19 protein-coding genes, 1 pseudogene and 1 riboswitch are annotated in these 24811 nt (G+C 70.9%); of the genes and pseudogenes, 10 read left to right on the forward strand and 10 right to left on the reverse strand.

The features are described 5' to 3' along the window. Positions 1-132 precede the first annotated feature (132 nt). Entirely contained in the window at positions 133-387 is a 255-nt protein-coding gene (locus tag ABZT06_RS19155; protein ID WP_355741690.1) for a chorismate mutase, read from the reverse strand. A 315-nt stretch (positions 388-702) separates the two neighbouring features. On the opposite strand from ABZT06_RS19155, the gene guaA reads away from it, so the two are divergent. Continuing rightward, the gene (gene guaA / locus ABZT06_RS19160; protein WP_007384156.1) at positions 703-2280 is read left to right on the forward strand and encodes a glutamine-hydrolyzing GMP synthase; all 1578 of its coding nucleotides are present in this window, start codon (positions 703-705) and stop codon (positions 2278-2280) included. Positions 2281-2310: 30 nt separating this feature from the next. Here the strand turns inward: guaA and ABZT06_RS19165 are convergent, their stop codons facing one another. Further along, positions 2311-2778 (reverse strand): pyridoxamine 5'-phosphate oxidase family protein, encoded by a 468-nt coding sequence (locus ABZT06_RS19165; protein WP_355741694.1) that lies wholly within the window; start codon positions 2776-2778, stop codon positions 2311-2313. A gap of 139 nt (positions 2779-2917) precedes the next feature. Here ABZT06_RS19165 and ABZT06_RS19170 point away from each other — a divergent pair, with 139 nt between their 5' ends. Then, complete coding sequence (locus tag ABZT06_RS19170) at positions 2918-3724, forward strand: class II aldolase/adducin family protein (protein WP_355741697.1); 807 nt, start codon at positions 2918-2920, stop codon at positions 3722-3724. Here ABZT06_RS19170 and ABZT06_RS19175 read toward each other — a convergent pair. Then, positions 3721-4611 carry a DUF4429 domain-containing protein gene (locus ABZT06_RS19175; protein WP_355741700.1) on the reverse strand — a complete coding sequence of 297 codons (891 nt, stop codon included), beginning with the start codon at positions 4609-4611 and terminating at the stop codon, positions 3721-3723. The two genes, ABZT06_RS19170 and ABZT06_RS19175, sit on opposite strands and share 4 nt — an antisense overlap. 233 nt (positions 4612-4844) lie before the next feature. Here ABZT06_RS19175 and ABZT06_RS19180 point away from each other — a divergent pair, with 233 nt between their 5' ends. Both ABZT06_RS19180 and ABZT06_RS19185 read left to right on the forward strand, forming a co-directional pair. Further along, positions 4845-6134, forward strand: a complete 1290-nt coding sequence (locus ABZT06_RS19180; protein WP_355741703.1) for a hypothetical protein — start codon at positions 4845-4847, stop codon at positions 6132-6134. Between the two features lie 82 nt (positions 6135-6216). Further along, the gene (locus ABZT06_RS19185; RefSeq protein ID WP_355741706.1) at positions 6217-6747 is read left to right on the forward strand and encodes a DoxX family protein; all 531 of its coding nucleotides are present in this window, start codon (positions 6217-6219) and stop codon (positions 6745-6747) included. Between the two features lie 40 nt (positions 6748-6787). Here ABZT06_RS19185 and ABZT06_RS19190 read toward each other — a convergent pair whose 3' ends face one another. Together ABZT06_RS19190 and ABZT06_RS19195 are read right to left on the reverse strand one after the other, a co-directional pair. Then, entirely contained in the window at positions 6788-7045 is a 258-nt protein-coding gene (locus ABZT06_RS19190; RefSeq protein WP_355741709.1) for a hypothetical protein, read from the reverse strand. Then, a complete protein-coding gene (locus ABZT06_RS19195) occupies positions 7032-8528 on the reverse strand; it encodes a PspC domain-containing protein (protein WP_355741712.1) in 1497 nt (498 codons plus the stop codon). Before ABZT06_RS19195 ends, ABZT06_RS19190 begins: the two co-directional genes overlap by 14 nt. 144 nt (positions 8529-8672) lie before the next feature. Between ABZT06_RS19195 and ABZT06_RS19200 the strand changes: the two genes are divergently transcribed. The 3 genes and pseudogenes from ABZT06_RS19200 to ABZT06_RS19210 form a co-directional block, all read left to right on the forward strand. Further along, positions 8673-10001, forward strand: coding sequence for a PspC domain-containing protein (locus ABZT06_RS19200; protein ID WP_355741715.1), 1329 nt, complete (start codon positions 8673-8675; stop codon positions 9999-10001). Further along, positions 9998-10708 (forward strand): response regulator transcription factor, encoded by a 711-nt coding sequence (locus ABZT06_RS19205; RefSeq protein WP_355741718.1) that lies wholly within the window; start codon positions 9998-10000, stop codon positions 10706-10708. Before ABZT06_RS19200 ends, ABZT06_RS19205 begins: the two co-directional genes overlap by 4 nt. A 62-nt stretch (positions 10709-10770) precedes the next feature. Continuing rightward, positions 10771-11498 (forward strand): annotated as a pseudogene (locus ABZT06_RS19210) (transposase); the annotation flags it as partial. A gap of 205 nt (positions 11499-11703) precedes the next feature. Here ABZT06_RS19210 and ABZT06_RS19215 read toward each other — a convergent pair. Beyond that, positions 11704-14451 (reverse strand): hypothetical protein, encoded by a 2748-nt coding sequence (locus ABZT06_RS19215; protein WP_355741721.1) that lies wholly within the window; start codon positions 14449-14451, stop codon positions 11704-11706. A gap of 599 nt (positions 14452-15050) precedes the next feature. On the opposite strand from ABZT06_RS19215, the gene ABZT06_RS19220 reads away from it, so the two are divergent. After that, positions 15051-15425 carry a M48 family metallopeptidase gene (locus ABZT06_RS19220; RefSeq protein ID WP_355742223.1) on the forward strand — a complete coding sequence of 125 codons (375 nt, stop codon included), beginning with the start codon at positions 15051-15053 and terminating at the stop codon, positions 15423-15425. A 40-nt stretch (positions 15426-15465) separates the two neighbouring features. Here ABZT06_RS19220 and ABZT06_RS19225 read toward each other — a convergent pair whose 3' ends face one another. Then, positions 15466-16527 carry an NlpC/P60 family protein gene (locus ABZT06_RS19225; RefSeq protein ID WP_355741724.1) on the reverse strand — a complete coding sequence of 354 codons (1062 nt, stop codon included), beginning with the start codon at positions 16525-16527 and terminating at the stop codon, positions 15466-15468. A gap of 465 nt (positions 16528-16992) precedes the next feature. Here ABZT06_RS19225 and ABZT06_RS19230 point away from each other — a divergent pair, with 465 nt between their 5' ends. Next, the gene (locus ABZT06_RS19230; protein WP_355741727.1) at positions 16993-17346 is read left to right on the forward strand and encodes a hypothetical protein; all 354 of its coding nucleotides are present in this window, start codon (positions 16993-16995) and stop codon (positions 17344-17346) included. On the opposite strand, the gene ABZT06_RS19235 is transcribed toward ABZT06_RS19230, so the two are convergent. Then, on the reverse strand, positions 17324-18307 hold the full coding sequence (locus ABZT06_RS19235; RefSeq protein WP_355741730.1) for a tellurite resistance/C4-dicarboxylate transporter family protein: 984 nt from the start codon (positions 18305-18307) through the stop codon (positions 17324-17326). The genes ABZT06_RS19230 and ABZT06_RS19235 overlap by 23 nt on opposite strands. 114 nt (positions 18308-18421) lie before the next feature. Then, entirely contained in the window at positions 18422-19555 is a 1134-nt protein-coding gene (locus ABZT06_RS19240) for an NlpC/P60 family protein (RefSeq protein WP_355741733.1), read from the reverse strand. Between the two features lie 8 nt (positions 19556-19563). Then, positions 19564-19733: riboswitch (cyclic di-AMP (ydaO/yuaA leader) on the reverse strand. 1052 nt (positions 19734-20785) lie between these two features. Here ABZT06_RS19240 and pcrA point away from each other — a divergent pair. Beyond that, positions 20786-23269, forward strand: coding sequence for a DNA helicase PcrA (pcrA, locus tag ABZT06_RS19245; protein ID WP_355741736.1), 2484 nt, complete (start codon positions 20786-20788; stop codon positions 23267-23269). A 36-nt stretch (positions 23270-23305) separates the two neighbouring features. Here pcrA and ABZT06_RS19250 read toward each other — a convergent pair whose 3' ends face one another. After that, the gene (locus tag ABZT06_RS19250) at positions 23306-24784 is read right to left on the reverse strand and encodes a M23 family metallopeptidase (protein WP_355742226.1); all 1479 of its coding nucleotides are present in this window, start codon (positions 24782-24784) and stop codon (positions 23306-23308) included. Positions 24785-24811: the final 27 nt, after the last annotated feature.

The following is a 24811-nucleotide window of genomic DNA, read 5'->3' on the forward strand; positions in this document are numbered from 1 at the left end:
TCCGTACGCCTCATCGCTCCAGCGAGCCACGCGTGGTTCAGTCGCGCCCGCCCCTGGCTGGCGCGGACACCACCACCAACGAAGCGGTGCGCGCCGCGGTCACGCGCCGTACGGGTGAGGCGGGACCCGAACTCAGATGCGACCGCGGGACAGTTCGAGGAGCGTCATGGCGAGGGAGGTGCCGGGCCTGCCGAGGGCCTTGCGGTAGCGGCCGAGGATCTCCATCTCGCGGGCCAGGTGGACCCGTCGGCCGCCGGAGGCGATGCGGGTCTGCTGGACGACGGACGAGACGGCCATCCGCTCCTGGATCAGACCGATGATCCGGTCGTCGAGCGCGTCGATGCGCTCGCGGGCGTCCGCAATGGTCGCTTCCGGTGTGGTGGTCACGTAGGGCTCCTGGGTGGGGTGGATGCCCCGGAGCGGCAAGGTCCGGAAAACACCAGGCGCCCCGGACCTTGTCGGCCCGGGGCGCCTGGGAAGTCGCTTGTCAGTTGCTCAAGCAGCACGACCATGGCAGCCGGCGGGCCGGGTGCCATAGGTAAAGAGGAAGGTCGTCTGCGTGAGCATGGCAGCAGTATGCCGGGCCCCGGGGGAGTGTCCAACCCGGTTCGCATCCTGAGACGAGCTCGGCCCCGAGCCGGCCCCGCGGCTCCCGGTAGACTCGGTACCACACACACCTCGCTCACCGCCGGAAGGCAACCCGTGTCATCAGCGAACCCCGCCGCCGCCCCCGACACCGTCCTGGTCGTCGACTTCGGTGCGCAGTACGCCCAGCTCATCGCCCGTCGTGTCCGCGAGGCCCGGGTCTACAGCGAGATCGTGCCGAGCACCATGCCGGTCGCGGAGATGCTCGCCAAGAACCCGGCGGCGATCATCCTCTCCGGCGGTCCCTCGTCGGTGTACGCGGAGGGTGCCCCGCGCCTGGACCGCGAGCTGTTCGAGTCCGGCGTCCCGGTCTTCGGCATGTGCTACGGCTTCCAGCTGATGGCCACCACCCTCGGCGGCACCGTCGACAACACCGGAGCGCGTGAGTACGGCCGTACTCCGCTGCACGTCTCGAAGTCCGGCTCGACCCTCTTCGAGGGCACCCCGGACGAGCAGTCGGTGTGGATGTCCCACGGCGATGCCTGCTCCGCCGCCCCCGAGGGCTTCACCGTGACCGCGTCCACGGACGTCGTCCCGGTCGCCGCCTTCGAGAACGACGAGAAGAAGCTCTACGGCGTCCAGTACCACCCCGAGGTCATGCACTCCACGCACGGCCAGCAGGTTCTGGAGCACTTCCTGTACCGGGGCGCCGGTCTGAAGCCTGACTGGACGACCGGCAACGTGATCGAGGAGCAGGTCGCTGAGATCCGCTCGCGCGTCGGCGACAAGCGTGCGATCTGCGGTCTCTCCGGCGGCGTCGACTCCGCCGTGGCCGCCGCCCTGGTCGCGCGCGCCATCGGCGACCAGCTGACCTGCGTGTACGTCGACCACGGTCTGATGCGCAAGGGCGAGACCGAGCAGGTCGAGAAGGACTTCGTGGCCGCGACCGGCGTCAAGCTGGTCGTCGTCGACGCGGAGGAGCGCTTCCTGACCGCGCTCAAGGGCGTCTCCGACCCCGAGGAGAAGCGGAAGATCATCGGCCGGGAGTTCATCCGGGTCTTCGAGCAGGCGCAGGCCGAGATCATCGCGGACGAGGGCCCGGCGGTGGAGTTCCTCGTCCAGGGCACGCTCTACCCGGACGTCGTCGAGTCCGGCGGCGGCACCGGCACCGCCAACATCAAGTCCCACCACAACGTGGGCGGCCTCCCCGAGGACCTCGAGTTCCAGCTCATCGAGCCGCTGCGCAAGCTGTTCAAGGACGAGGTGCGGATGGTCGGCCAGGAGCTCGGGCTCCCCGACGAGATCGTCCAGCGCCAGCCGTTCCCCGGCCCCGGCCTCGGCATCCGGATCGTCGGCGAGGTCACCAAGGAGCGCCTGGACCTGCTGCGCGACGCCGACGCCATCGCCCGCGAGGAGCTCACCGCGGCCGGCCTCGACCGCGACATCTGGCAGTGCCCGGTCGTCCTGCTCGCCGACGTCCGCTCCGTCGGCGTCCAGGGCGACGGCCGCACCTACGGTCACCCGATCGTCCTGCGCCCGGTGTCGAGCGAGGACGCCATGACGGCCGACTGGTCGCGACTGCCGTACGACGTCCTCGCGAAGATCTCGACGCGGATCACCAACGAGGTGGCCGACGTCAACCGCGTGGTGCTCGACGTGACGTCGAAGCCGCCGGGGACCATCGAGTGGGAGTAGGGCTCCCCTTTTGAAGGTCAGATTTGAAGGTCAGGTCCGCTTGAGAGTGCGCACCGGCTCTCCGGGCTTCCAGATCTGGACGACGAGATACGTGTCGTCCTCGACGTAGGTCCGCACGACCTCGGTCAGCTCGGTGCGGAAGAGGTGGAACGGCTCCGGCGGTTTCACCTCTTCGACGTATGCGGCCCTGGTCCGCGCGTCGTCGACCTCGATCGCCCGCCCGGCGATCCGTACGTCGCCCCCGCCCATGGACTGCCCCTCCCCGGGGTTCGCCTGGAGCGCGAACCGCGGGTCCCGGCGCAGGTCGAGGGCCTTGAGCGAGTCCGGCATCATGCCGAACCACAGCTCACCGTCCAGGAAGCGGACCTCCAGGCCGGTGGTGCGGGGGGAGCCGTCCTTGCGAAGCGTGGCGAGGACGTGGTGAGTGAAGGCGCCGAAGCGTGCCTCGACGGTCTTGGCCAGGTCGGGTTCCGCGGAGTCGAAAGCTGCCCAGTTCATATCGGTCAGTGTTCCGTCGATACCCGACATCTGCTGTCCGGTATCGACTCCGTGCGCCATCTTTACAAACCACCCCTGTTCTCTTGCGCGGACCGACGGTAACTTCCGCCCCGTAAGCAACCCAGTGCTGGAGGAGCACATGCACGAGACGCCCCTCGGGCCCACTCCGCCGATGCCGCTGCCCACCGAGAAGCTGCAGTTCGCGATGCCGCCGATGTACGACTCCGTCGAGGAGGAACGCCGGCACCGCAAGGAGCGGCTCGCGGGCGCGCTGCGGATCTTCGGACGGCTCGGCTTCGAGGACGGGGTGTCCGGGCACATCACGGCACGCGACCCGGAGTTCACCGACTGCTTCTGGGTCAACCCCTTCGGCATGCCGTTCAAGCACGTCACCGTGAGCGACCTCGTGCTCGCCAACTCCGACGGGCAGGTGCTCGACGGCCGCTACCACGTCAACCAGGCGGCCTTCACCGTGCACTCCCAGGTGCACGCCGCCCGCCCCGACGTCGTCGCCGTCGCCCACTGCCACTCCGTGCACGGGCGGGCGCTGTCCGCCCTCGGTGAGCTCCTCGACCCGATCAGCCAGGAGAGCTGCGCCTTCTACGAGGACCACGCGCTGTACGAGGCCTACACCGGGGTCGCCGTCGACGCCGAGGAGGGCCGCCGGATCGCCGCCGCGCTCGGATCCCGCAAGGCACTGGTGCTGCGCAACCACGGGCTGCTGACCGTCGGGGATTCGGTGGACGCGGCGGCCTGGTGGTTCCTGTCGATGGAACGCTCCAGCCAGGTGCAACTGCTGGCGCGGGCGGCGGGACGGCCCGTGCTCATCGACCATCGCGCGGCGGTGGCGACCCGGGAGCAGCTGGGCGGGGATCTGGTGGCCTGGATCAACTACCAGCCGACGTGGCAGGACATCAGCCGCAGCGAGCCGGACCTGCTGAGCTAGAAGCCCCGGAGCACAGCGGCCTTCGTCATCGCGAACTCCTCGTCCGTGAGCACCCCGTCCCGGTGCAGCTCGCCCAGCTCCCGCAGCCTGCGCAGGAGCACGTCGTGATGGTCGGCCGAGGGGGGAACGGCGAGCCGGCGGCGGTGGGCGCGTTCGCCGTCGTACCCGATGTCCCCTCTGGTGGAGGGGTGCGGCAGCCGGGCCGTGACCGCCGTCGCCACGAGGGCCGTGAGCAGGTCGCGGCGGGTGCTGCCCCACAGGTCGAGGGCGTACGGGTCCTTCTCCGGCGGCAGTTTCGAGAAGGACGTCTCGCGGGTCACGAACCGCATGAAGCCGTCCTCGTAACCGGAGTTGGGCAGCCACTCCACCTGGACGAGGTCACCCACGTCGATGATCCGCGGGCCGGTCGCCCGCTTGACGCGGTCGGAGGTCTCGGTCCAGTCGATGCGGACCTGGGTGCCGTCGAAGGAGACCGTGCCGTCGGAGGAACGCACCGAGACCGGAACCGGTGGGCCGGACAGCAGATACGTCTTCGTCGGCTCCTTCGGGATCTCGTCGAGGAGGAGGGCGCGGCGGATCTCCTCGGCCACGTACTCGGCGACCCCGGCGCGGTCGACGTCCACGATCAGGCGATAGGGATCGGCCGGGTCCGGCAGTCGTCCGCCGGTCGCGTGCAGCAACGGGTCCGCGCCCTCGCGCAGCCGCATCCGCAGCCGGCCGCGCCTGCGTTCCGGCTCGAACGCCACGCCCGAAATGGCCTCCAGGGGTACGGCGACCTCGCCGTACGTCTGCCGGAACAGCGGCACGGAGCGGTGGAGTCCCGGCGTGATTCTGACCGTGGTGCCGTCGAAGGCCCAGGTCCCGTCACGCTGGATGATCTCGGACATAAAGAAATTCTCGCAGCCGGGTCAACACGGCGGGCCGCCCTTCACCCGCGCTGACCACACCTGCCGGACGCGGGTGGTGTGCCGTAGGGCACAATTCGCTGTCATCACGGGGGAGTTGTCCGGGGTTCTTCGTGGGGCGTGGGGCGTGGGAGCCTGCGGGTGCTGCGGCCGGTCCGGCCGTGCGGTCATATGGGGCCAGAGGGCCAAGGGTTGTGGGAAGGCGGGCGTCGGGCGTGGCGGTGCAGGAAGCGAGACAGAGCGCGGCCGGGGGCGTGCCCTCAGGTGTGCACGAGGGCGGCTGCACCTGTGGGGACTGTCCGCACGGGGCGCGGGCCGGACATCGGCGGGCGGTGGCCGAATTCCTCCTGAAACGGGACGAGTTCGCCGCCGGGCAGGGCCTGCCCGCGGCCGTGGCGCACTCCGCGTCGGCCTCCCGGCAGTGGGTCTCGGAGGAACTGACCCAGTCCGCGGAGGCCGTGGCCGAGCGGGGGCGGGCGGACGGTGTCGCCTGGCTCACGCGGCTGTGGCGCCGTACCGCGTACGCGGTGTGGGCCGCTGTCGTGGTGCTGCTCCTCGTGCAGGCGCTGACGGCCATCGGGGCGGGGTGGACCGCGGCGCGTACGGCCGGGCTGGTGGCCGCGCTCGTGGTCGCGGGTGCGCTGACCGCGGCGTCCTGGTTCCACCGGGCCCGGGGCGGGGTGCTCGCGCCGGTCATCGGTGAGGACAACCGGCTGTCCACCTCGCGGGCCGTCGCGGTGGCGTGGGTGCTGTTCGTCGCCTACGCGGTGCTGGTCCTGGTGGGCCGGCTGACCGCGGCCTCCGACGGCCGCGAGCGGGACGCGCTGATCTCCGGGCTCGGACTCGCCCGGGGTGCGGGGATCGTGACCGTACTGGCCGTGGTGTGCGGGATCGCCGTGCTGGTGCGGCGGGTGATCGGGCTGCGGGTGCTCGGGCAGCGGCTGCAGAAGGTACGGGCGGACCGGCCCCGCGCCACCGACCTGCTGACGGACGACTCCGGGCGGGGCGCCTTCGCCGACATCCAGTACGTCGTGATCAGCGGGGTCGCTCTGCTGTTCGCGGCGGTGCGGCTGGCCCGGCGGCCGGATCAACTGCCGGATCTGCCCTGGGGTCTGGCGGTGGTCGTGCTGGTGTCCGCGGCCACCTATGTGGCGGGGAAGTACGCGGAGGGCGGGCGGCCGGTGATCCTGTCCGTGGTGCGGTCGCGGGAGGCCGGCGACCTGGACGGGCCCATCCGCACCGGGGACGACATCGAGATCCGGGGGGCCGGGTTCGTGCCGCCGGGGGCGCAGCGGGCGGACCGGCTGTCCCGGATGGTGGTGCGGATCGGGCCGGTGAACGTGCACGTGCCGTTGGTGCCGGTCGCCGGGGGCTTCAGCAACCCCACCGACGAGGTGCTGACCGTGCCGGTACCGGCGGATGTGGAGCCGGGGCGAGTGGAGGTACAGGTGGTGACGGCCGCCGGGGTGGAGACGAACCGGTACGCGATCGATGTGACGGATTGACATCGCATTGAGCCCCGCCGCCCCGCCGTACGTATCGTCCTGTGAGGGGTCTCGGCACGCTGTTGAGAGGCGGCTCGGAGCGATGACTCACAGTTTTCGTACAGACACGCACGCCCCCTATTACGACGAAGAACGATCCTGGCGGGACAGCATCGGCCAGTACGCCCTACTGCCCTTGCGCATCTTCCTCGGTGTCACCTTCATCTACGCCGGGTTGGACAAGCTGACCGACAGCGCCTTCATGAAGAGCTCCGGCTCGGGCTCCATCGGCGACATGATGCGCAGCGTCCGGGACTCCTCGGCCATCCCCGCACTGGTCGACCTGTCCCTGAAGAACCCCGTCGGCTTCGGCTACGCCATCGCCTTCGGTGAACTCGCCGTCGGTATCGGCACCCTGCTCGGCATCCTCGCCCGCCTGGCCGCACTCGGCGGTGCGCTGATCTCGCTCAGCCTGTGGCTGACCGTGAGCTGGGCGTCCGACCCCTACTACTACGGCAACGACCTCGCCTATCTGATGGCCTGGCTGCCCCTCGTCCTCGCGGGCGCCTCCGTGTTCTCCGTGGACGCCGCCTTGCGGACCCGACGACGGCAGCGGGCGGGAGGCTATCGGTAGCGCCCTGGCCGGCCGTCGCGCCCGTGCCGAGTGCCCGTGCTCAGTGGGGTGTTGACGGCCCGGGCGTGCCGTCGGCCTCGGCCGGTGCGCTGGTACGTCGGCGGTCGCGGCGGTTGCGTACGGCCCGGGCCAGCAGGCCCACCGTGCCCGCGAGGCAGAGGCCGCCGACGACCATGGGGATCACCGCGAACCACGGGGTGTCCCAGGCGCCGCCCGCGTCACCGGCGTAGGTGATGCCCGCGGCGGTCAGGAAGAGGCCGGCGACCAGCTTTCCCGGTCGGAACTCATGACGCAGCACGGCTCACCTCCGCCTGGCCGATGCCGACCCGTAGATCGAGCTCGAGGGTAGCGGTGTTCTTGGCGCCCGGGTCCGGTTTCAGGGTGATCTCCTTGCGTTTGCCCGGTGCCACGTCCACGTCCGCCTGGTCGTCGCCCGGCAACTGGATGTCGCCCACTCCCACGTCGACGACGGCCTTCACGGTCACGTCCGGCGGCACGATCACCACCAGTCGGCCCACGCCGACCTCGGCCTCGGTCGTCATCGTCCGGCCCTTGGCGAAGTCGACGCGGGACAGGTCCAAGGTGCCCACTCCGGTGCCGAGTTCGTAGTGCTGGCGGATGTTCTGCGTCGCTGCCGGTGTCCAGTTCGTGCGGACCCAGTGGGTGGTGATGTCCTTCGGGAGAGCGGCCGACGTGGCGAGCAGGCCCGCTGTGATGATCGCCAGGAGGATCGAGCCCGCTCCGGTGCGGCCCAGGAAGGAGCTGATCGCTATGCCGAGGCCCAGGACGATCAGCGCGCAGGACAGACCGGTCTGCAGGCTGGTGCCCAGGGCGTGGTCCTGCCAGGTCGCCTCTGTGCCGAGGCCGCCCGCCAGCAGGGCCAGCAGGAAGACCCAGCCGCCGATCCAGCGGGGGCCCTGGGGCTTCGGCGGCTGGATCCGGGCCGACTGGATGTCCTCGCGTCGGCTCCAGGAGGCGCCCCGGCCGATGTTGACGGCCGCCGCGATGTCACGGTCGCGGGAGTCGCTCGGGCCCCACAGATAACCCGTGCCGCCGACGTGGGTGCCGTCCTTGACGATGGGGTCGCGCCACCAGGACGGGTAGCCGGCGGGCACCGGAGGCGCCTGGGCCTCCGGCGGGGCGTCGGCGACGGCCTGGGCGGAGAGCGGATCGGGGTCGGGGGTGCCGCGGTTGCGCGACCAGTACCCGGCGCCTGCCAGGAGCAGGGAGAGGACCACGGCGAAGGTCAGCACGCTGGTGTTGCCCAGCATGGTGAGGAAAACCCCGCAGCCGACCAGGGCGAAGAGCACGCCGGTCAGGGCCTGGCCGTCCACCCGGCCGGTGAGCAGCTTGCGCACCTCGTTCTCGTCGTCGTCCTCGTACGGGACGAAGAGCCAGGCGAAGCCGTAGAAGATGAGACCGATCCCGCCGGTGGCCGACAGCACGGCCAGCGTGATCCGGAAGATCACCGGGTCCATGTCGCACTGCCGCCCGAGTCCGGCGCACACCCCGGCCAGCAGCTGGTGCCGCCGGTCCCGCCGGAAGCGCGGGGGGGCCGTGTCCTGGGGTGTGACGGGCGGGGCGGGAGGCGCGGTCGTCGTCCGGTGCCCGAGGGGCTCGGTGGGCGGGTCCGCCGGTGTGCCTCCTTCTTTCCGCATGCCCGCCCGCACGTGCGCGCGGGAGGCCTCGCCGGTGTCGGCGGACGCGCCCGCACCGGGGCCGGTGCCCGGGTCCGGACCGCCGCCGGATCCGGCGCCCGCGGCGTGCTGGTGATCTGTCATGTGTCCATGGTGACGGGCGAGGGGGCGCGACGGGAGTCGGAACGACCCTGGCCCGACCCTGATATCGGCCCTGAGAGGGGGGCGGGGGAAGCATTCGCAAGGCGCGCCGTCCGAAGATCAGGGGAGTCTCGGGGGCCGACCCTGATGCCCCCGTACTCCGGCCGTGTGACCATCGATGGCATGCCGGAAGCCGCAGCAGCGCCACTCGTCGAACCGCGGCCGCCGCGCAAGCTCTACCGCAGCAGCGACGGACGCTGGCTGGGTGGTGTGGCGCGGGGGCTCGCCGGGCATCTCGGGCTGCCCGTGATCTGGGTGCGGCTTGTCTTCGTCGGCCTGTTCATGGCGGACGGTCTCGGCGCGTTGCTGTACGCCGCGTTCTGGTTCTTCGTGCCGCTCGGCGTCGGCGGGGTCGGCGGGCAGAAGCCCCCGTCCCTGGTCTCCACCGAGACCTCCCCGGACGGCCGCCGCAGACTGGTCGCCCGCCGCCCGGACAAGGGCCAGATCGTGGCCCTGCTGCTCATGGTCGTCGTGGCCATGGTCTTCGTCGGCAATGTCAACGTGGGCAACGGTGCCAAGGCCTACCTCTGGCCCGCGGTGCTGGTCGGCGCGGGTGTCGCCCTGGTCTGGCGCCAGGCGGACAACGCCCGCCGGGCCCGCTGGATGGAGGTGGGCCGCCGCCGGCGCACCCTGAGTCTGCTGCGTGCCGCGGGCGGCGTCCTCCTCGTCACCGCCGGTGTCTCCGGGGTCTTCGTCCTCCAGGGCTCCGCGGCCCACCTCGGCTCCGTCCTCCAGGCGGCCCTCGCGGTCCTCGTCGGGACAACGCTCCTCGCGGGGCCGTATCTCGTCCGTATGACCCAGGACCTCTCCGAGGAGCGCCTGATGCGCATCCGTGCCCAGGAGCGCGCGGAGGTCGCGGCCCACGTCCACGACTCGGTGCTGCACACCCTGACCCTGATCCAGCGCAACGCGGAGAACCCGGGCGAGGTGCGGCGCCTCGCCCGCGCCCAGGAGCGCGACCTGCGCACCTGGCTGTACAAACCCGAGGGCACCGGCAAGGACGAGGCCGACGAACCCACCGACCTCGCCGACGCCGTGCGACGTAACGCGGCCGAGGTCGAGGACAAGCACGGCGTCCCCATAGAGGTGGTCGTCGTCGGCGACTGCCCGCTCGACGAGAGAACCGGCGCGCAGATGCAGGCCGCGCGTGAGGCGATGGTCAACGCCGCCAAGTACGGTGGCGAGGGCGGTGCCGTACAGGTCTACGCCGAAGTCGAGGGCAGGACGGTGTTCGTGTCCGTCCGGGACCGCGGCCCCGGCTTCGACCTCGACTCGATACCCGCCGACCGGATGGGTGTCAGAGAATCGATCATCGGCCGCATGGAGCGCCATGGCGGCACGGCCCGGCTGCGTGCGGTGCCGGGCGGCGGCACGGAGGTCGAGCTGGAGATGGAGAGGGCGGAGAAGACGTCATGAGCGACGAGGCGAACGGCACGGCGGAGGTCACCGGGGGCGCGGACGGGCGCCGGGTGCGTGTGGTCCTCGTCGACGACCACCGCATGTTCCGTACGGGCGTCCAGGCCGAGATCGGCCGGACCGAGGAGACCGGCGTCGAGGTGGTCGGGGAGGCCGCCGACGTCGACCAGGCCGTCACCGTCATCACCGCGACCCGTCCCGAGGTCGTTCTCCTCGACGTCCATCTCCCGGGCGGCGGCGGGGTCGAGGTGCTGCGCCGGTGCGCCCCGTTGATGGCCGACGCCGAACAGCCCGTCCGCTTCCTCGCGCTGTCCGTCTCGGACGCGGCCGAGGACGTGATCGGGGTGATCCGGGGCGGTGCGCGCGGCTATGTGACCAAGACGATCACGGGCACCGACCTCGTCGACTCCGTCTTCCGCGTCCAGGAGGGCGACGCCGTGTTCTCGCCGCGCCTGGCCGGCTTCGTCCTGGACGCCTTCGCCTCCACCGACGCCCCGCCGGTCGACGAGGACATGGACCGTCTCACCCAGCGCGAGCGCGAGGTGCTGAGGCTCATCGCGCGCGGTTACGCGTACAAGGAGATCGCCAAGCAGCTGTTCATCTCGGTGAAGACAGTCGAGTCCCATGTCTCGGCGGTGCTGCGGAAGTTGCAACTGTCGAACCGTCACGAGCTGACCCGGTGGGCGACGGCGCGCCGGCTGGTGTGACCGTGCGGTAGGCGCGCTGACGATCACACCGTTACGCTGTGGCCGACGCGAGGAGGGCTCACATCCTCATCCGCACCGACAGCGCCCGATCCGCGAAAGCCTTCCTCGCCCACGTCCGCGCCCTGCACAAACGAGGAATCCGTACCTCCTTCTCCGTCGGATACGCCATCACCGAACCGGTCCGCCGCGCCATCCGGGCCATACCCGACCGCCTCGGGTTCCCGCCCTCAACCAGGACGGGACACTGCGAGACGGCGCCGAGGTCACCGAGCTGACCGGCATGGTCGACCTGGACGGCTAACCGGCCGGCACGCGCATCATCCTGCGCCTCGAGCGCCCGCACCCCGGAGCCCAGCTCTCCCTGTTCGACCAGGACGAGGGCCTGCGCCACCAGGTGTTCCTCACCGACACCCCGCACTCCGGCGGCGGCTCCGCCCAGTTCCTGGAGGTCCGTCACCGCGGGCACGCATGCGTCGAGGACCACATCCGGTGCGGCAAGACCACCGGCTTCGGCCGCTTCCCCTCCCGCGGCTTCGCCGTCAACGCCGTCTGGCTCGAACTCAGCCTCACGGCGATCGACCTGCTGGCCTGGATGCGTGTCCTGCTGCTGGACGGCGAGCTCGCGGCTGCCGAGCCGAAGAAGCTCCGCTACCGGCTGCTGCATGTGGCCGCCCGTCTCACTCGCGGCGGCCACCGCCTGCGCTTGCGGATATCGGCGACCTGGCCCTGGAGACACGAACTCGCCACAGCCTTCCATCACCTCGCCGCACTGCCCCGTCCCGCCGGCTGACCGGCAGACCCTGGCCGCCACGACTCGAAGGACCTTGGAGAACCCGACCAATGCGTCGGGACTCCGCCATACCCGAACACCGAAACTGCCTCGGCCACTCGACACCGGGCCCTCAGCGGCACCTCATCACCCGAACCGAAACGGCGAGGCTAACCAACTACCGCTAATTGATGGTGCCCGCGCAGCGGATCACGTTCCGGTGCCGCTACTGCTGCACCTTTTCCGGTGCCGGGCACCAGTCCGCCCCGTCGTCCTTCCCCTGCCGCCCGCAGAATCCCATCTGCTTCGGGCGCTGTGCCCCTTCCACCCGCTGGATCGAGACGAGCTTGTCCAGCGGCACCTGCTGGTCCACCCGTCCGCCGAAGTCGATGCGGCCGCTCTCCCCGGCGAGCGCGGCGTCGTCGTGGATACCGCTGAGAGCGTGCCAGACGGCGCTCGGCGTCAGCGGTACGTCGGGGGCGGCGGACCGGAGGCGGGTGATGGCCTTCACGTAGAGGTTCACGGCGTCGAAGGCCAGTGCCGCGTGCCCGTCCAGCGAGGTGTCCCTGACATCGCGGCACTCGTCGGGGAACAGGTCCTTCATCGTGCTGTAGAGGTCGCTGGGGTCGTCGCAGGAGGCCGATCCGACGGTGAAGTCGAGGAACTCGTAGGGGACTCGCGGGAAGGCCTTGCGTCGGACCGGGTCGGCGCCGAGACGGGCCACGTCGTCGCCGCCGAGGAAGACCGGCGTATTGGAGCCGCCACAGGTGTTGTTGGTGGCGTTCAGGATCGTCTCGAAGTCCTCGCTGCGGCCCGCGAAGAAGACCAGCCCCGAGAATTTGCAGGCCTCCTCCCCGACCTTCAGCGCGGACGGCCCGGGCGGGGTCCCGGCGGCCGGGTGCGCGGGGACGTACCCCCGCGGATACGTGTCAAAGCCCGCATCATGGAAGGAGTTCAGGGTGTCCAGGCGCAGGTTGTCGCTGTACTCGTCGGTCGGGTCGAGGGAGTACACGATGCGCACGGCCTTCCGCTTCAGCCGCTTCTCGGTGAGGAGATGGCCCGCGTACGCGACGGAAATCTGCGCCTCGCGCCTGTTCTGCGGTGAGACCTGGTAGTACAGCGCGGACGCACCGGGCAGCGAGTCGGCGGACAGGGTCGTGGCGACCATGGGCAGTCCCACCCGGGTCAGTTCGGCGATCGTCCTGAAGGTGGCCTTGCGGCTCTGGTCGAGGCCGGTGACGCCGACGATCGTCGAGTCGCTCTTCATCATCCGCTCGATCATGCGCACGGCATCGGCCCCGAACCCCATGCCGGCTCCCGCGCTGGCCGGGTAGATCCGCAGGACGGGGTCATCGTTGCCTGTCCCCAGCAGGCGCTGCTGCGCGCTTGCCACGCCCTGCAACTGCTCGCGGGCGTAGGACAGGGTCTGGGAGATGCCGCTCTTGGGGGTGCTGAGCAGAGCGGAGAGATGGACGAGAGTGACGATCGGGCGGGTGGGGTCCCCGGCATGTATCTCCTCGGCCCTCCGGTTTTGCCTGGCGATGATGCTCAGGGTCCTGCGCACGGCCGGGTCCTTGGCGCCGAAGGCGAACCCGTGCGGGGCGACACCGACGCACTCGCCGGTCGAGGCCCGCCACACCGTGCGCGCGTCGGGGTCGGAGGGGCCCAGCCCGCAGTGCTGCTGTCGCCAGTCCCAGGCGTCGACCACGGTGATGCCCACGCCGGTGGCGAGCACCGCCAGTGCGGTGGTGGCGGCCACGGCGGTCGCCGCGCGGCCCGCCCAGACGGGAGGGCGGGGAACGGTCAGCCGGCTCGCGATCGTCGTGCGTTCACCCTGCTGGACCCGTCTGTCGTCGCCGTCCGGTATCGGCTCCGGCACCCGCACCGGCAGGTGCCAGAACTCGGCGTTCCGGCCGCCGCCGGCCGCCCGCAACCGCTCGCACCAGGCCTGGTAGGGAGTGGGGCTGTCGGTCAGCTCGCGCACCAGCACCGGCTCGACCGGTTCCTCGGGCCGACTGGTCACAAGGAGCAGCGGGTCGAAGGCACCGGTGTCGTTGCGCACCTCGGCGAGCAGCCGTACCAGTTCCAGGCCGCCGTTCTGGTCACTCACCCCTTGCAGAAAGGCGACGCAGTAGGCCGTACGACGGTGGGCGTGCCGACGCCACGGCCGCCGGCGGTAGGCTACCCGCAGATCCTCCAGGAAGGCGTTGATCATCAACTTGCTGATCTGCTGCGGGTCTTCACGCCCCCACCGGGGCTGGGTGAGACGTAACGCGAACCCGATGAAGGTCCCCGGATCGGCCGGCGCCATGTACGGCTGGCGCAGCAGCCACCGGTACTCGCTGCCTACACCGCGCCAGACACGGAACCAGAAGACCGGCAGCAGATGCAGTCCCAGGAGGTAAGCCCACCAGGGCACGTGCCCCTGCAGGGCGACCTCGGTGCTCGGGCTGCGCATGAACCCGAACAGCCGTCTGCGCTCCAGCTCGCGGTCGCGTAGCCGGCGCAGCATGATCTGGCCGTGGTCGCTGTCGGGCTGGTCGGCCGTGTGCGTCATCTCCAGCAGCCAGTTAACGAGCCCCAGCCGCCGGAACCGTACCCGCCTGTCGTGTCCGTGGCGTGCGGAGGAGAACTCGGCGGCGAGGTCGACGAGGACGCGTCGGCACAGTTCGGCCCGTTGCCATTCGACGGACAGATACTTGGCCTCCGCCGGGTTGCCGCGCTCAGCGACGACCTCGCTCCACTTGGCGGTCATGTCGACCAACTGGTTCGGGACCACCTGGGGTTCGGCCGCTTTCAGCGCCTGCTCGACCTGGAGCGCGAGGGCGTCCTCCTGCCGGCCGAGCAGGCCGAGTATCGGTATGCCGTCGCGCTTGGGGACCTCCCCCGGCAACTCGCCCCTCTTCGGCCTGCGCACCAGGGTGCCAAGCAGCTCGAAGAGCCGGTCGCCGTGCTCGAACACGGGTCCGTCCACGGATCCCCCGATTCCCTGGTACTCACCCACCGCATCCGACACGGCCGGATTGGAGCACTCACTCTAATAATCGGGGAATACGCTTTCCGGCCCTGTCACGAACCCTTTACAAGCGGCACAACCGGCACGCGCGCATCAGCGGAGTATCCGCGCCGCCTCCCCTCGGATCGACCCGGCCGTCTCATGCCGGAGTGCACCGACTGCGGCGTGCCAGGACGCCCCGCCGCCTTCTCCGGCGGCCTGTGCCGGGGCTGCCGTACTCCCACCACCGCCTCACCGGGCGCCCCCATGGCGGCGTCTCGGACCAGTTCGCCACCGTGCCGTCAGAGCGCGCTCGTCCTCGCCCGTGAAGCTCTCGCCGCCCGGGACCGTCGACAAGCGGCCTCCCGTCCCAGCATGGCAGGACAGCGGCAGTAGCTGCGCGGACTCGTGTCACCCGCGCCCCACCCGCCGCAGAATGAGGGAACGGTCAGCGGCTTGACGGTCGTTGTCCGAAACGACAGCGCGGTCGTACGGAGGGGCACCGGGTACATGACGCGAGGTACGGCCGAGCGGGACGAGACGCTACTGCCGATCATCGACCAGTTGAAGGCGATGGGCTGGCGGCACGTCCACGGGCCCGACGGGGAACGGGACAGCGTTGGGCAACGGGAAGGCTTCAGCCGTGGGCCGCGCGGATGGAGGTCCAGGAGCCAGACGTCGTTGTACGTGATGTCGGCAACCGATGGGGGACCTACCGGCCGGGCGACGGCGCTCGCGGGACCATGGCGCTGCATTGGGCTCTGTTCCAGCTGCCCGCTCATCTCGTCGACTACGTGATTGCCCACGAACTCCCTCACATAAGGATCCCGGGTCACGGAGGCGACTACTGGGCCCTGCTCCGACAAGCCATTCCCGAGTGCGAGGAACGCAAGGAAGAGTTGGATGATCTTGGGCGTCGGCTGGGGCTTGGAGACATTCGCGACAATGGATGACGCCCCGGTTCCCTTGGCAGCGCAGTCCTCCGATGAGCTCTCACACGACCCGAGTAGCCCCCGCGAACGGCATCTGGTCGATCGGCGCCACCCGTACCGGTGCGGACGGGTTCGGGGCGTGGATCATCTGCCCGTTGCCGATGTAGAGGCCGACGTGGCTGATGCCCGAGTAGAAGAACACCAGGTCGCCGGGGAGGAGTTCGGAGCGGGAGACGCGCCGGCCGGCGTCGATCTGGGCGTAGGTCGTGCGGGGCAGGGAGATGCCCGCGGAGCGGTACGCGGCCTGGACGAGGCCCGAGCAGTCGAAGGCGTCCGGCCCGGTGGCGCCCCAGACGTAGGGGCTGCCGAGCTTGCCGTAGGCGTAGGAAACGGCCGCTGCGGCACGGGAGTCGGGGGCTTCGGTGGTCGCCGCGCCGGGCGTCGTCAGATCCTCGCGTGCGCCCGTCACGGCTCGTGAGGCGCGATCCCCGCCGTCCCCGAGCACCGCCCGTTCCTCGGTCGGCAGCTGGGACATCAGTCGGCGGGCGGTGCCCAGTTTGCCGGTGATCGTCTTCTTGTGGCGCTTCAGCTCCGCCTGGCGCGACTTCAGCGAAGCCAACTCGATGTGCGCGGCCCCGCGCAGCTGCTCGATCTCCCGCAGCTGCTGGCGTACGTTCGCCACGGAGGCGGCCTGGCGGGTGCCGGCCCGTTCGACGAACTCGGCGCTGTCCAGGTACCGGTCGGGGTCGTCGGTGAAGGCGAGCTGCATCGCGGGGTCGAGGCCGCCGCCGCGGTACTGCGCCGCGGCGATCGTCCCGAGCGCGTCCCGCGCCTCGTTGAGCTGCTGCGTCCTGCGGGCCGCCTCGTCCCGCAGGGTGTCCAGCCGGGTCTCGGCCGCCTCCGCCTTCTCCTTCGCCCCGTTGTACTTCTCGGTGGCGGCCTCGGCCTCCTGGTACAGCTGGTCCACCTTCGCCTTGACCTGCTCCGGTGTGAGCTGCGGCTCGGCGTGTCCGATCCCGTTGAAGCCCGTCGCGCTCGCGGCCCCCGCGAGGGCGATCGTCGCTGCCGTACGGACCGTATGGCCGCCGGCCGAGCGGCTACGGGGCTTGCGGTGTGCTGCCAAGTGGACTGCACGTCCTTTCCTACGATCGGCCGCCCCGAGGCTCGCGGACGTACGAACGCCAGGGGAAGCGGCCGTACGACCGCCAGGGGCGGTGTGCGCGTCCGGCGACGGCCTGCACAGGGGGAGCGGGCCGCCGCCGGACCTTCTCGGCGGTGGTGGCCGACTGCCGCCCCTGGCCCGGGCGGCGGTGGGGAGCCGGTCACCTGGTGGAGGACGCTAAACCTGACCGTGTCCGGGAGGTAACGCGTTGTGCGGAAGTGCCGCCAGGGGACCGCCGGGTGACCGAAGGTGACCGTGATCCCGGGGTGGCACCGTCGACTTCGCGCGGTGCGCTGACCGAAGTCGCGATTCCGGGACCGGTGACGGGCGGGGAGTGCTATGGGCCGCATATATGCACCCTCTGCCCCGGACCGCTCAAGGGGCCGGTGCGAGTCGCCCTGGCACCCAGGAATAGGCTCCCGCCTCATGGACGTACTCATCCATCTCTTCGTCGGCCTGCACATCATCGGCATCGCCTCGCTGCTCGGAGGCTTCCTCACGCAGATGAAGGCGATGGGCCGGGGCACCGCCCGGTTCGTCCCCGCGATGCTCCACGGCGCCGCGACGATGCTGGTGACCGGCGTGATCCTGGTCGGCCTCAATCAGGCCGACGACCAGCACGTCAACAACATCAAGATCGGCGTGAAGCTGGCCCTGCTGATCGTGATCCTGGGCCTGGTCTATGTGAAGCGGGACGACGAGAAGGTGGACAAGAGGCTGTTCGGCCTGGTCGGCGCGCTGACCACGGCCAACGTCTTCATCGCGGTGCTGTGGACCTGACGGCGGCACGGGCGGCGTCGACGGTCCCCGCGGCGACGGCCAGCCAGGCCGCCACGGAGACCCACAGCAGCACCTCACCCGGCGTCCTGAGCCACGGGACGTCCACGGTGGCGCAGACCGACAGGGCCGCGACCGCCGTCATGCCCATGGGGAACACGGTGGCCCAGCGGCGCACGTCGTAGCGCAGGCGCGGCCGTACGAACTCCGCCAGCAGCAGGACGGCGTACCAGGCCAGGTCGAGCACCAGCAGGGCGACGGTCACCGCGCGCAGGACACCGCGGTCGTCGTCGTTCCACAGGTACAGGCGCGCGCTGTCGGCGGCGAGGAGTTTCGAGCCGGCGAGTGCCGAGATCGCGAGCGCGCCGCCCGCGATCCACTGGTCGCCCGGCCCCTCCAGCACCTGGCGCGGGTCGAAGAGGAAGAGCGCGACGCCGTAGAGGACCAGGCCGAGCCAGAACAGCACGAGCGCCGCGTGCGCGAGCCAGGCCGCCGACTCGGCCGCGGCGAGCGTGGCGCCGAGGACCGCGAGGCCCTGGGTGGCCACACAGCAGAGGAACACCCCGCCGGGCATCCGCCGCTTCCAGTGCCGCACGACGAGCACGAGCAGCACCGGCCACAGCAGCGCCGACAGGGCCAGCAGCGCCTCGGCGAGGGTCTGCCGGCCGAGTGCGGAGAACCGGGTGCCGAGTACGGTGGTCGCCGCCACGGCCGTCAGGGCGCCCGGTGTCCCGGCGTCCGCGACCCATCGCGGGCGCTCCCGCAGCAGTCGTACGGCGAACTCGGCGGCCAGCCCCAGCCAGGCCGCGCAGCTGATCACCAGGGCGATCCGGGACAGCGTCTCGTGACCGGTCAGAAGGAGCCCGACCGACACGATGCCGGTCGCCATCACGGCGGACGCGGCCGCGGGTGGGTGCCGCGTCCACCAGACGCGCAGGGGGGAGTGGGGGGAGGTACCGGGCATGTGCCGATGCTAGGAAGCTCCCCGTGCCGTGCGAGCGGGGCGCGCACGCGCGCGTGGGGAAATGGGGGAAATGCACGCGAGTGCGGGCTCTTCGCCCGCCCCCGGTACCCGGCCTCAGGCCGGGCGGACCACGCTGTGGATCCCCGACTCGCCGTCGTAGTAGATCGACTCCTCGCGGACGTACGCGCCCGGCTTCGGGGCGTGGATCATCATGCCGTTGCCGATGTAGAGGCCGACGTGGCTGATGTCGTCGTAGAAGAAGACCAGGTCACCGGGTTGGGCGTCGGCCAGGGAGACCGTGGTGCCGGCGTTGACCTGGTCATAGGTGACGCGGGGGAGGTCGACGCCGGCGGCCTTCCAGGCGGCCTGGGTGAGCCCTGAGCAGTCGTAGGAGTCGGGGCCGGTGGCGCCCCAGACGTACGGCTTGCCGATCTGTGCACGGGCGAAGGCGAGGGCCTTGGCGGCCTTGGTGGCGTACGAGGAGTCGGTCGCCGGCGACGTGCTCTCCTGCGGGGCGGTGGTCTCCTGCGCCGCCTTCTCCGCCGCGGCCTGCTGCTGCGCCAGCTCCGCCGCCTTGCGGGCCGCCTCCTGCTGCTTGCGCTTCTCGATCACCGCGAGACGCGCCTTCTCCTGGGCGGTCAGTTCCGACAGCAGCTCGCGCGCGTCGGCGAGCTTCTTCTGGACGGTCGCCTTGGCGGTCTTCAGGTCGCTCTGCGTCTCGTTCAGCGTCTGAAGGCTCTGGGAGGCCTCCTGGCGCTTCTTCATCGTCGCGGACTGCTCGGAGACGTAGTCGTCGACCGCGCCCTTCTGACGGCTCGTCAAGCGGCTCATCAGCTGCGCCTGGTCGAAGTAGTCCTGCGGGGTGTCGGCGAGCAGGAAGGTCGCCGTGTCGGGCGCGCCGGCGCCGGTGCGGTACTGGGCCGCGGCGAAGGAACCGAGTTCCTCCCGCGCCTCGTTGAGCTTCTGGGTGCGCTGGGCGACGTCGTCGAGGAGCGTGTCGACCTGCTTGCGCTGCTTGGCCGTCTTCTCCTTGGCCGCGTTGTAGCCGTCGGTCGCCGACTCGGCCTGGCGGTAGAGGTCGTCGACCTTCTTCTCGACCTCTTCGAGACTCGGCTTGTCATCGGCCGGCGCGGCGTTCGCCGACTGGGACAGCAGGGCCACGGAGGTGAGGGCGGCCGTCGCGAGGGCCGGGGTCCGTATGCCTGCCACGCGCGTACCGGCGGGACGCGACTTGCGGTGCGACGCCAAGGGAGGCGACTCCTTCCCATGCTCCGCCTACCGGGTTAGCTGTCGGGTTCGGGCGAAGTGCTTCGGAAGGTTTGCCCTACGGCGCTCCCCTGCGCGGGAGTCGGCCGATTCACCCCGGGTTCGGTGGGTCCCCGGCTCCGGGCGCGCGGCGGCGCTGCGGACTCGGCGGAGGCCGTGCGGCCCGGCGAGGTTCGCCGGAGGGGGTCGTACGGCCTGATCGGAACGGTAGCCAACTGGTGTGGCCCCTGTGAAGGTTGATGTTCGATATGCCCGATACATTTTCGTGACCTTGGCCCCAGGGGGCGCTCCGCATGGCCGATTCGGTGTGATGTGCCGTGGATGGGGCGGTCTCTTGCTGGAGTGCCCCTGTTCGATCGCCTTTGGGGACTGGCTCGGGCAACCGGTGACCCGCGTGATCGCCGAGGGGGCAACGATCCGTGCCGTCTGCTCTGCCGACGAAGAGCGACTCGCGCAAGGCGGTGGTGGAGTCCCACGCGTACGGCGTCGCTGCCACCCGGAGGGCTGAGGATCGCCGTCGGCGCGGGCGGGGTGGCCTGACCCTCGTTCCTGCCGGACGACAGGGCGGGCGGCGGGGCCCTTCATGGTCTCCGGGCCACGACGAAAGGGGGCTTGCGCAAGGCGTGAGTGGAGTCCCACGCGTACCGCGTCCTCGCCCTTCCGGAGGGTCGAGGGTCGCCGCGGGCGCGGGCGCGGGCGCGGGCGCGGGCGCGGGCGCGGGCGGGGTGGCCTGACCCTCGTTCCTGCCGGACGACAAGGCGGGCGGCGCGGCCTTTCATGGCTCCGGGCCACGACGAGGGGGGCTCGCGCTAGGCGCTGGTGGAGTCCCACGCGTACCGCGTCCTCGCCCTTCCGGAGGGTCGAGGGTCGCCGCGGGCGCGGGCGCGGGCGGCCTGGGCGTCGTCCCTGCTGCGCGGCAGGGCGCTGCGCGGCCGTTCATGGTTTTCCGGGCCACGACGAGAGGCGGCCCGTCCGCAGGTCCCCGGCGCTCGGCCCTGACGGCCGGCCGGGTCGGCGCCCGTGCCGTGACGAAGGTCTCGTACGGCATGCGCGGGAGCGTGCGGGTGCCGTGCCGCGGCGGGTCTCGCCGTCGACCAGGAAGGCAGGAGGGCGCCGGGAGGCCGGGTCCGGAAGATCGTCGGGTTCCGGTACGGGTGGATGTTCTCGGGGCGGCGGCGGGCTGTCAGTGGGGAGCCCTAGACTCGGAGAGCGATGAGCAGCCTCTTTGACGACAGCTTCCTGGCGGACCTCCAGGCCCCTCGCGGGCATGGGGAGGAACCCCCGCCGCCGCCCGAGGACGAGCACGGACCGGAGCAGGTTCCGGACGACCTGTTCGGTGGGAAGTTCGACGTGCCCCCGGACCGGGACGCCTACTACCGCGACGGCGCCCCGCGCCCGGTGGTGGACCCGGCCACCCTCCTGGAGGGGCTGAACGAGAACCAGCGCGCGGCCGTCGTGCACTCCGGCACCCCGCTGCTCATCGTGGCCGGCGCCGGCTCCGGCAAGACCCGGGTCCTCACCCACCGCATCGCCCACCTCCTCGGCGAGCGCCATGTCCACCCGGGCCAGATCCTCGCGATCACCTTCACCAACAAGGCCGCGGGCGAGATGAAGGAGCGCGTCGAGCAGCTCGTCGGCCCGCGCGCGAACGCGATGTGGGTGATGACCTTCCACAGCGCCTGCGTGCGGATCCTGCGCAGGGAGTCGAAGAAGCTCGGTTTCACCTCCTCCTTCTCGATCTACGACGCCGCTGACTCCAAGCGGCTCATGGCGCTGGTCTGCCGCGACCTGGACCTCGACCCCAAGAAGTTCCCGCCGAAGTCCTTCAGCGCCAAGATCAGCAACCTGAAGAACGAGCTGATCGACGAGGAGGACTTCGCCGCCCAGGCCACCGACGGCTTCGAGAAGACCCTCGCCCAGGCCTACGCCATGTACCAGTCGCGCCTCCGCGAGGCGAACGCCCTCGACTTCGACGACCTGATCATGACGACGGTCAACCTGCTCCGGGCGTTCCCCGACGTCTCCGAGCACTACCGCCGCCGCTTCCGGCATGTCCTGGTCGACGAGTACCAGGACACCAACCACGCGCAGTACGCGCTGGTCAGGGAGCTGGTCGGGACCTCCGAGCACCCGGTGGACGTACCCCCGAGCGAGCACGACCTGCCGCCCGCCGAGCTCTGTGTCGTCGGTGACGCAGACCAGTCGATCTACGCCTTCCGCGGCGCGACCATCCGCAACATCCTCCAGTTCGAGGAGGACTACCCGGACGCGACGACGATCCTCCTGGAGCAGAACTACCGCTCCACCCAGACGATCCTCACCGCCGCCAACGCCGTCATCGAGCGCAACGAGTCCCGCCGCCCCAAGAACCTGTGGACCAACGCGGGCGCGGGCGCGCGCATCACCGGCTATGTCGCCGACACCGAGCACGACGAGGCGCAGTTCGTCGCCGACGAGATAGACCGCCTCACCGACGCGGGCGACGCGAAGGCCGGCGATGTCGCCGTCTTCTACCGGACCAACGCCCAGTCCCGTGTCTTCGAAGAGGTCTTCATCCGCGTGGGCCTGCCCTACAAGGTCGTCGGCGGCGTCCGCTTCTACGAGCGCAAGGAGGTCCGGGACGTCCTGGCCTACCTGCGGGTCCTCGCCAACCCCGAGGACTCGGTGCCGCTGCGCCGGATCCTCAACGTCCCCAAGCGCGGTATCGGTGACCGCGCCGAGGCGATGATCGACGCCCTGTCCCAGCGCGAGAAGATCAGCTTCCCGCAGGCCCTCAAGCGCGTCGACGAGGCGTACGGCATGGCCGCGCGCTCCACCAACGCCGTGAAGCGGTTCAACGTGCTGATGGAGGAGCTCCGTACGATCGTCGAGTCCGGCGCGGGCCCGGCGACCGTCCTGGAAGCGGTCCTCGAACGCACCGGCTATCTCGCCGAGTTGCAGGCCTCCACCGACCCGCAGGACGAGACACGGATCGAGAACCTCCAGGAACTCGCCGCCGTGGCCCTGGAGTTCGAGCAGGAGTCGGGCGAAGGCGAGGAGACCGGCTCGCTCTCCGACTTCCTGGAGCGGGTCGCGCTTGTCGCCGACTCCGACCAGATCCCCGACGAGGACGAGGACGGCTCCGGCGTCATCACCCTGATGACCCTGCACACCGCCAAGGGCCTGGAGTTCCCGGTCGTCTTCCTCACCGGCATGGAGGACGGCGTTTTCCCGCACATGCGCGCCCTCGGCCAGACCAAGGAGCTGGAGGAGGAGCGGCGCCTGGCGTACGTCGGCATCACGCGTGCGCGTGAGCGGCTGTACCTGACCCGGTCCTCCCTGCGCAGCGCGTGGGGGCAGCCGTCGTACAACCCGCCCTCCCGCTTCCTGGAGGAGATCCCGGCGCAGCACGTCGACTGGAAGCGCACCGGGGCGGCCGGCGCTCCCGCGGGGCCGGTCTCGGGGGTCGCCGCGTCGCTGTCGTCGTCCCGTTCCCGCTCCTCGGCGTCGGGTGCGTCCGGCTTCGCGACGCGCAGGACCTCGGAGAAGCCGGTGGTGTCCCTGGCCGTCGGCGACCGTGTCACCCACGACCAGTTCGGGCTCGGCACGGTGGTCGGCGTGAAGGGCACGGGCGCGAACGCCGAGGCGACGATCGACTTCGGGGAAGCGAAGCCGAAGCGGCTGCTGCTGCGGTACGCGCCGGTGGAGAGGCTGTAGCTCAGGAAGCTCAGGAAGGGGGCTGGGCCCGCAGGGTTACGTCGGGTCCAGCCCGTGGCTGCGCAGCCACGGCAGCGGGTCTATGGCCGAACCGCCCGCCGGGTGCACCTCCAGGTGCAGGTGCGGGCCGGTCGAGTTGCCCGAGTTGCCGGAGTACGCGATCGGGTCGCCGGCCTTGACCGTCGTACCGGAGGCGACGCGGTAGCTGGAGAGGTGGCAGTACCACGTCTCCGTGCCGTCCTTCGCCGTCACGACCATCATGTTGCCGTAGGCGCTGTTCCACTGCGTGCGGACGGTGCCGTCGGTCACGGCCATCACCGTCGTGCCGTACGACACGGGGAAGTCGATGCCGGTGTGGACGGACATCCAGTTGACGCCGGACTGGCCGAAGTAGGCGCTGAGGCCCCGCTGCGCGACCGGAAGCGCGAATTTCGGGCGCAGCCGCTCCTTGCGGGCCGCCTCCTCCGCCGCCTTCCTCTTCTCGGCCACCTGCTGGGCCTTGAGGTCGATGCGTTCCTGCGTACGGCTGGCCCGGTCGGCGAAGTCGTCGGCACCGGCCGAGAGGCTCGCGAGCTGGGTGTCCAGCTTGTTGTTCGCGATGGCCGGGTGGACGGCGGTCGTGTCCGCGAGGGTCGTCGAGGTGGTGCCGTTGTCGTCGCCGGTCAGCGTGCCCACGGAGGCAGCGGCGATCCCGGCGACACCCATGACGCACGCCGAGGGGACGGCGATCGTCAGCAGCGCGGAGCGCTTGGCGGGCATACGGCGGCGGGAGCGGTTGGCGTTGCGCGCGGCGACGCGGGAGCCGGGGGCGGCGGCCGGAGGAACCTCTTCCTGGTCGTCCAGGAGGGGGGCGTCGGCGTCGTGTACGGCCGGCATCTCACCGGTGGTGGTGAGGGCGTCGGCGTCCGGCTCGTTGTCGTGCGTGGTGTGTTCGGCGTACGGGTCGCCGTAGGGATTCGCCTCGTCGTGCGCGTGGCTCTCGCCGTACGCGTCGGCCGCCGTGCCCTCGGAGTTCCACTGCGTGGCGTCGTACGCACCGGTGTCGAAGGTCTGCGTGCCCCATTCCCAGTGCTGGGTCTGGTCGGCCGGGGCCGCGGACTGGTCCGGCTGGTGCCAGGAACTCGCGTCCCACTGGCCGCTGTGCTCGGTGCTGCCGGCCTGCGGCGGGATCGCGGCGAGCTGCTGCTGGTCGGCGCCCCACTGCGTGGCGTCGTACGCGCCGGTGTCGTAGGCGGCGTGGTGCTGGGCCGCGTACATGTCGTAGTTCAGGGTCTGGTGACCGCCGGTGGTCCACGTGCAGGCTTCGTACGAACCGGTGGCGTCGCCGGGCATGTTGCCGAAGAGCGGGTCGGCCTCGAAGGTGCCGGTGGCGTGCGCGCCGTTCGTGCCGGTGGCGTCGAAACCAGTGGCGTCATAGCCGCCGTACGGGGTGAGGTCGCCGTACTGGGCCTCCTGGGTGCCGTACGGCGCGTAGTGCGACGAGTCGGCGTCGGAAGCCGGAGCCGGGGTGGTCATGGTCCCCGACGGGTGACGGTCGTTCAC

It is taken from the genome of Streptomyces sp. NPDC005483 (assembly GCF_040606035.1).
Lineage (GTDB): Bacteria > Actinomycetota > Actinomycetes > Streptomycetales > Streptomycetaceae > Streptomyces.

Excerpts from the sequence above, each read along its gene's own strand:
- ABZT06_RS19165 (WP_355741694.1), bottom strand. The coding sequence starts at position 2,778 with ATGAACTGGGCAGCTTTCGACTCCGCGGAACCCGACCTGGCCAAGACC.
- ABZT06_RS19205 (WP_355741718.1), top strand. The coding sequence starts at position 9,998 with ATGAGCGACGAGGCGAACGGCACGGCGGAGGTCACCGGGGGCGCGGAC.
- pcrA (WP_355741736.1), top strand. The coding sequence starts at position 20,786 with ATGAGCAGCCTCTTTGACGACAGCTTCCTGGCGGACCTCCAGGCCCCT.
- ABZT06_RS19230 (WP_355741727.1), top strand. The coding sequence starts at position 16,993 with ATGGACGTACTCATCCATCTCTTCGTCGGCCTGCACATCATCGGCATC.
- ABZT06_RS19175 (WP_355741700.1), bottom strand. The coding sequence starts at position 4,611 with ATGTCCGAGATCATCCAGCGTGACGGGACCTGGGCCTTCGACGGCACC.
- ABZT06_RS19200 (WP_355741715.1), top strand. The coding sequence starts at position 8,673 with ATGCCCCCGTACTCCGGCCGTGTGACCATCGATGGCATGCCGGAAGCC.
- ABZT06_RS19235 (WP_355741730.1), bottom strand. The coding sequence starts at position 18,307 with ATGCCCGGTACCTCCCCCCACTCCCCCCTGCGCGTCTGGTGGACGCGG.
- ABZT06_RS19195 (WP_355741712.1), bottom strand. The coding sequence starts at position 8,528 with ATGACAGATCACCAGCACGCCGCGGGCGCCGGATCCGGCGGCGGTCCG.
- ABZT06_RS19185 (WP_355741706.1), top strand. The coding sequence starts at position 6,217 with ATGACTCACAGTTTTCGTACAGACACGCACGCCCCCTATTACGACGAA.
- ABZT06_RS19170 (WP_355741697.1), top strand. The coding sequence starts at position 2,918 with ATGCACGAGACGCCCCTCGGGCCCACTCCGCCGATGCCGCTGCCCACC.
- ABZT06_RS19250 (WP_355742226.1), bottom strand. The coding sequence starts at position 24,784 with ATGACCACCCCGGCTCCGGCTTCCGACGCCGACTCGTCGCACTACGCG.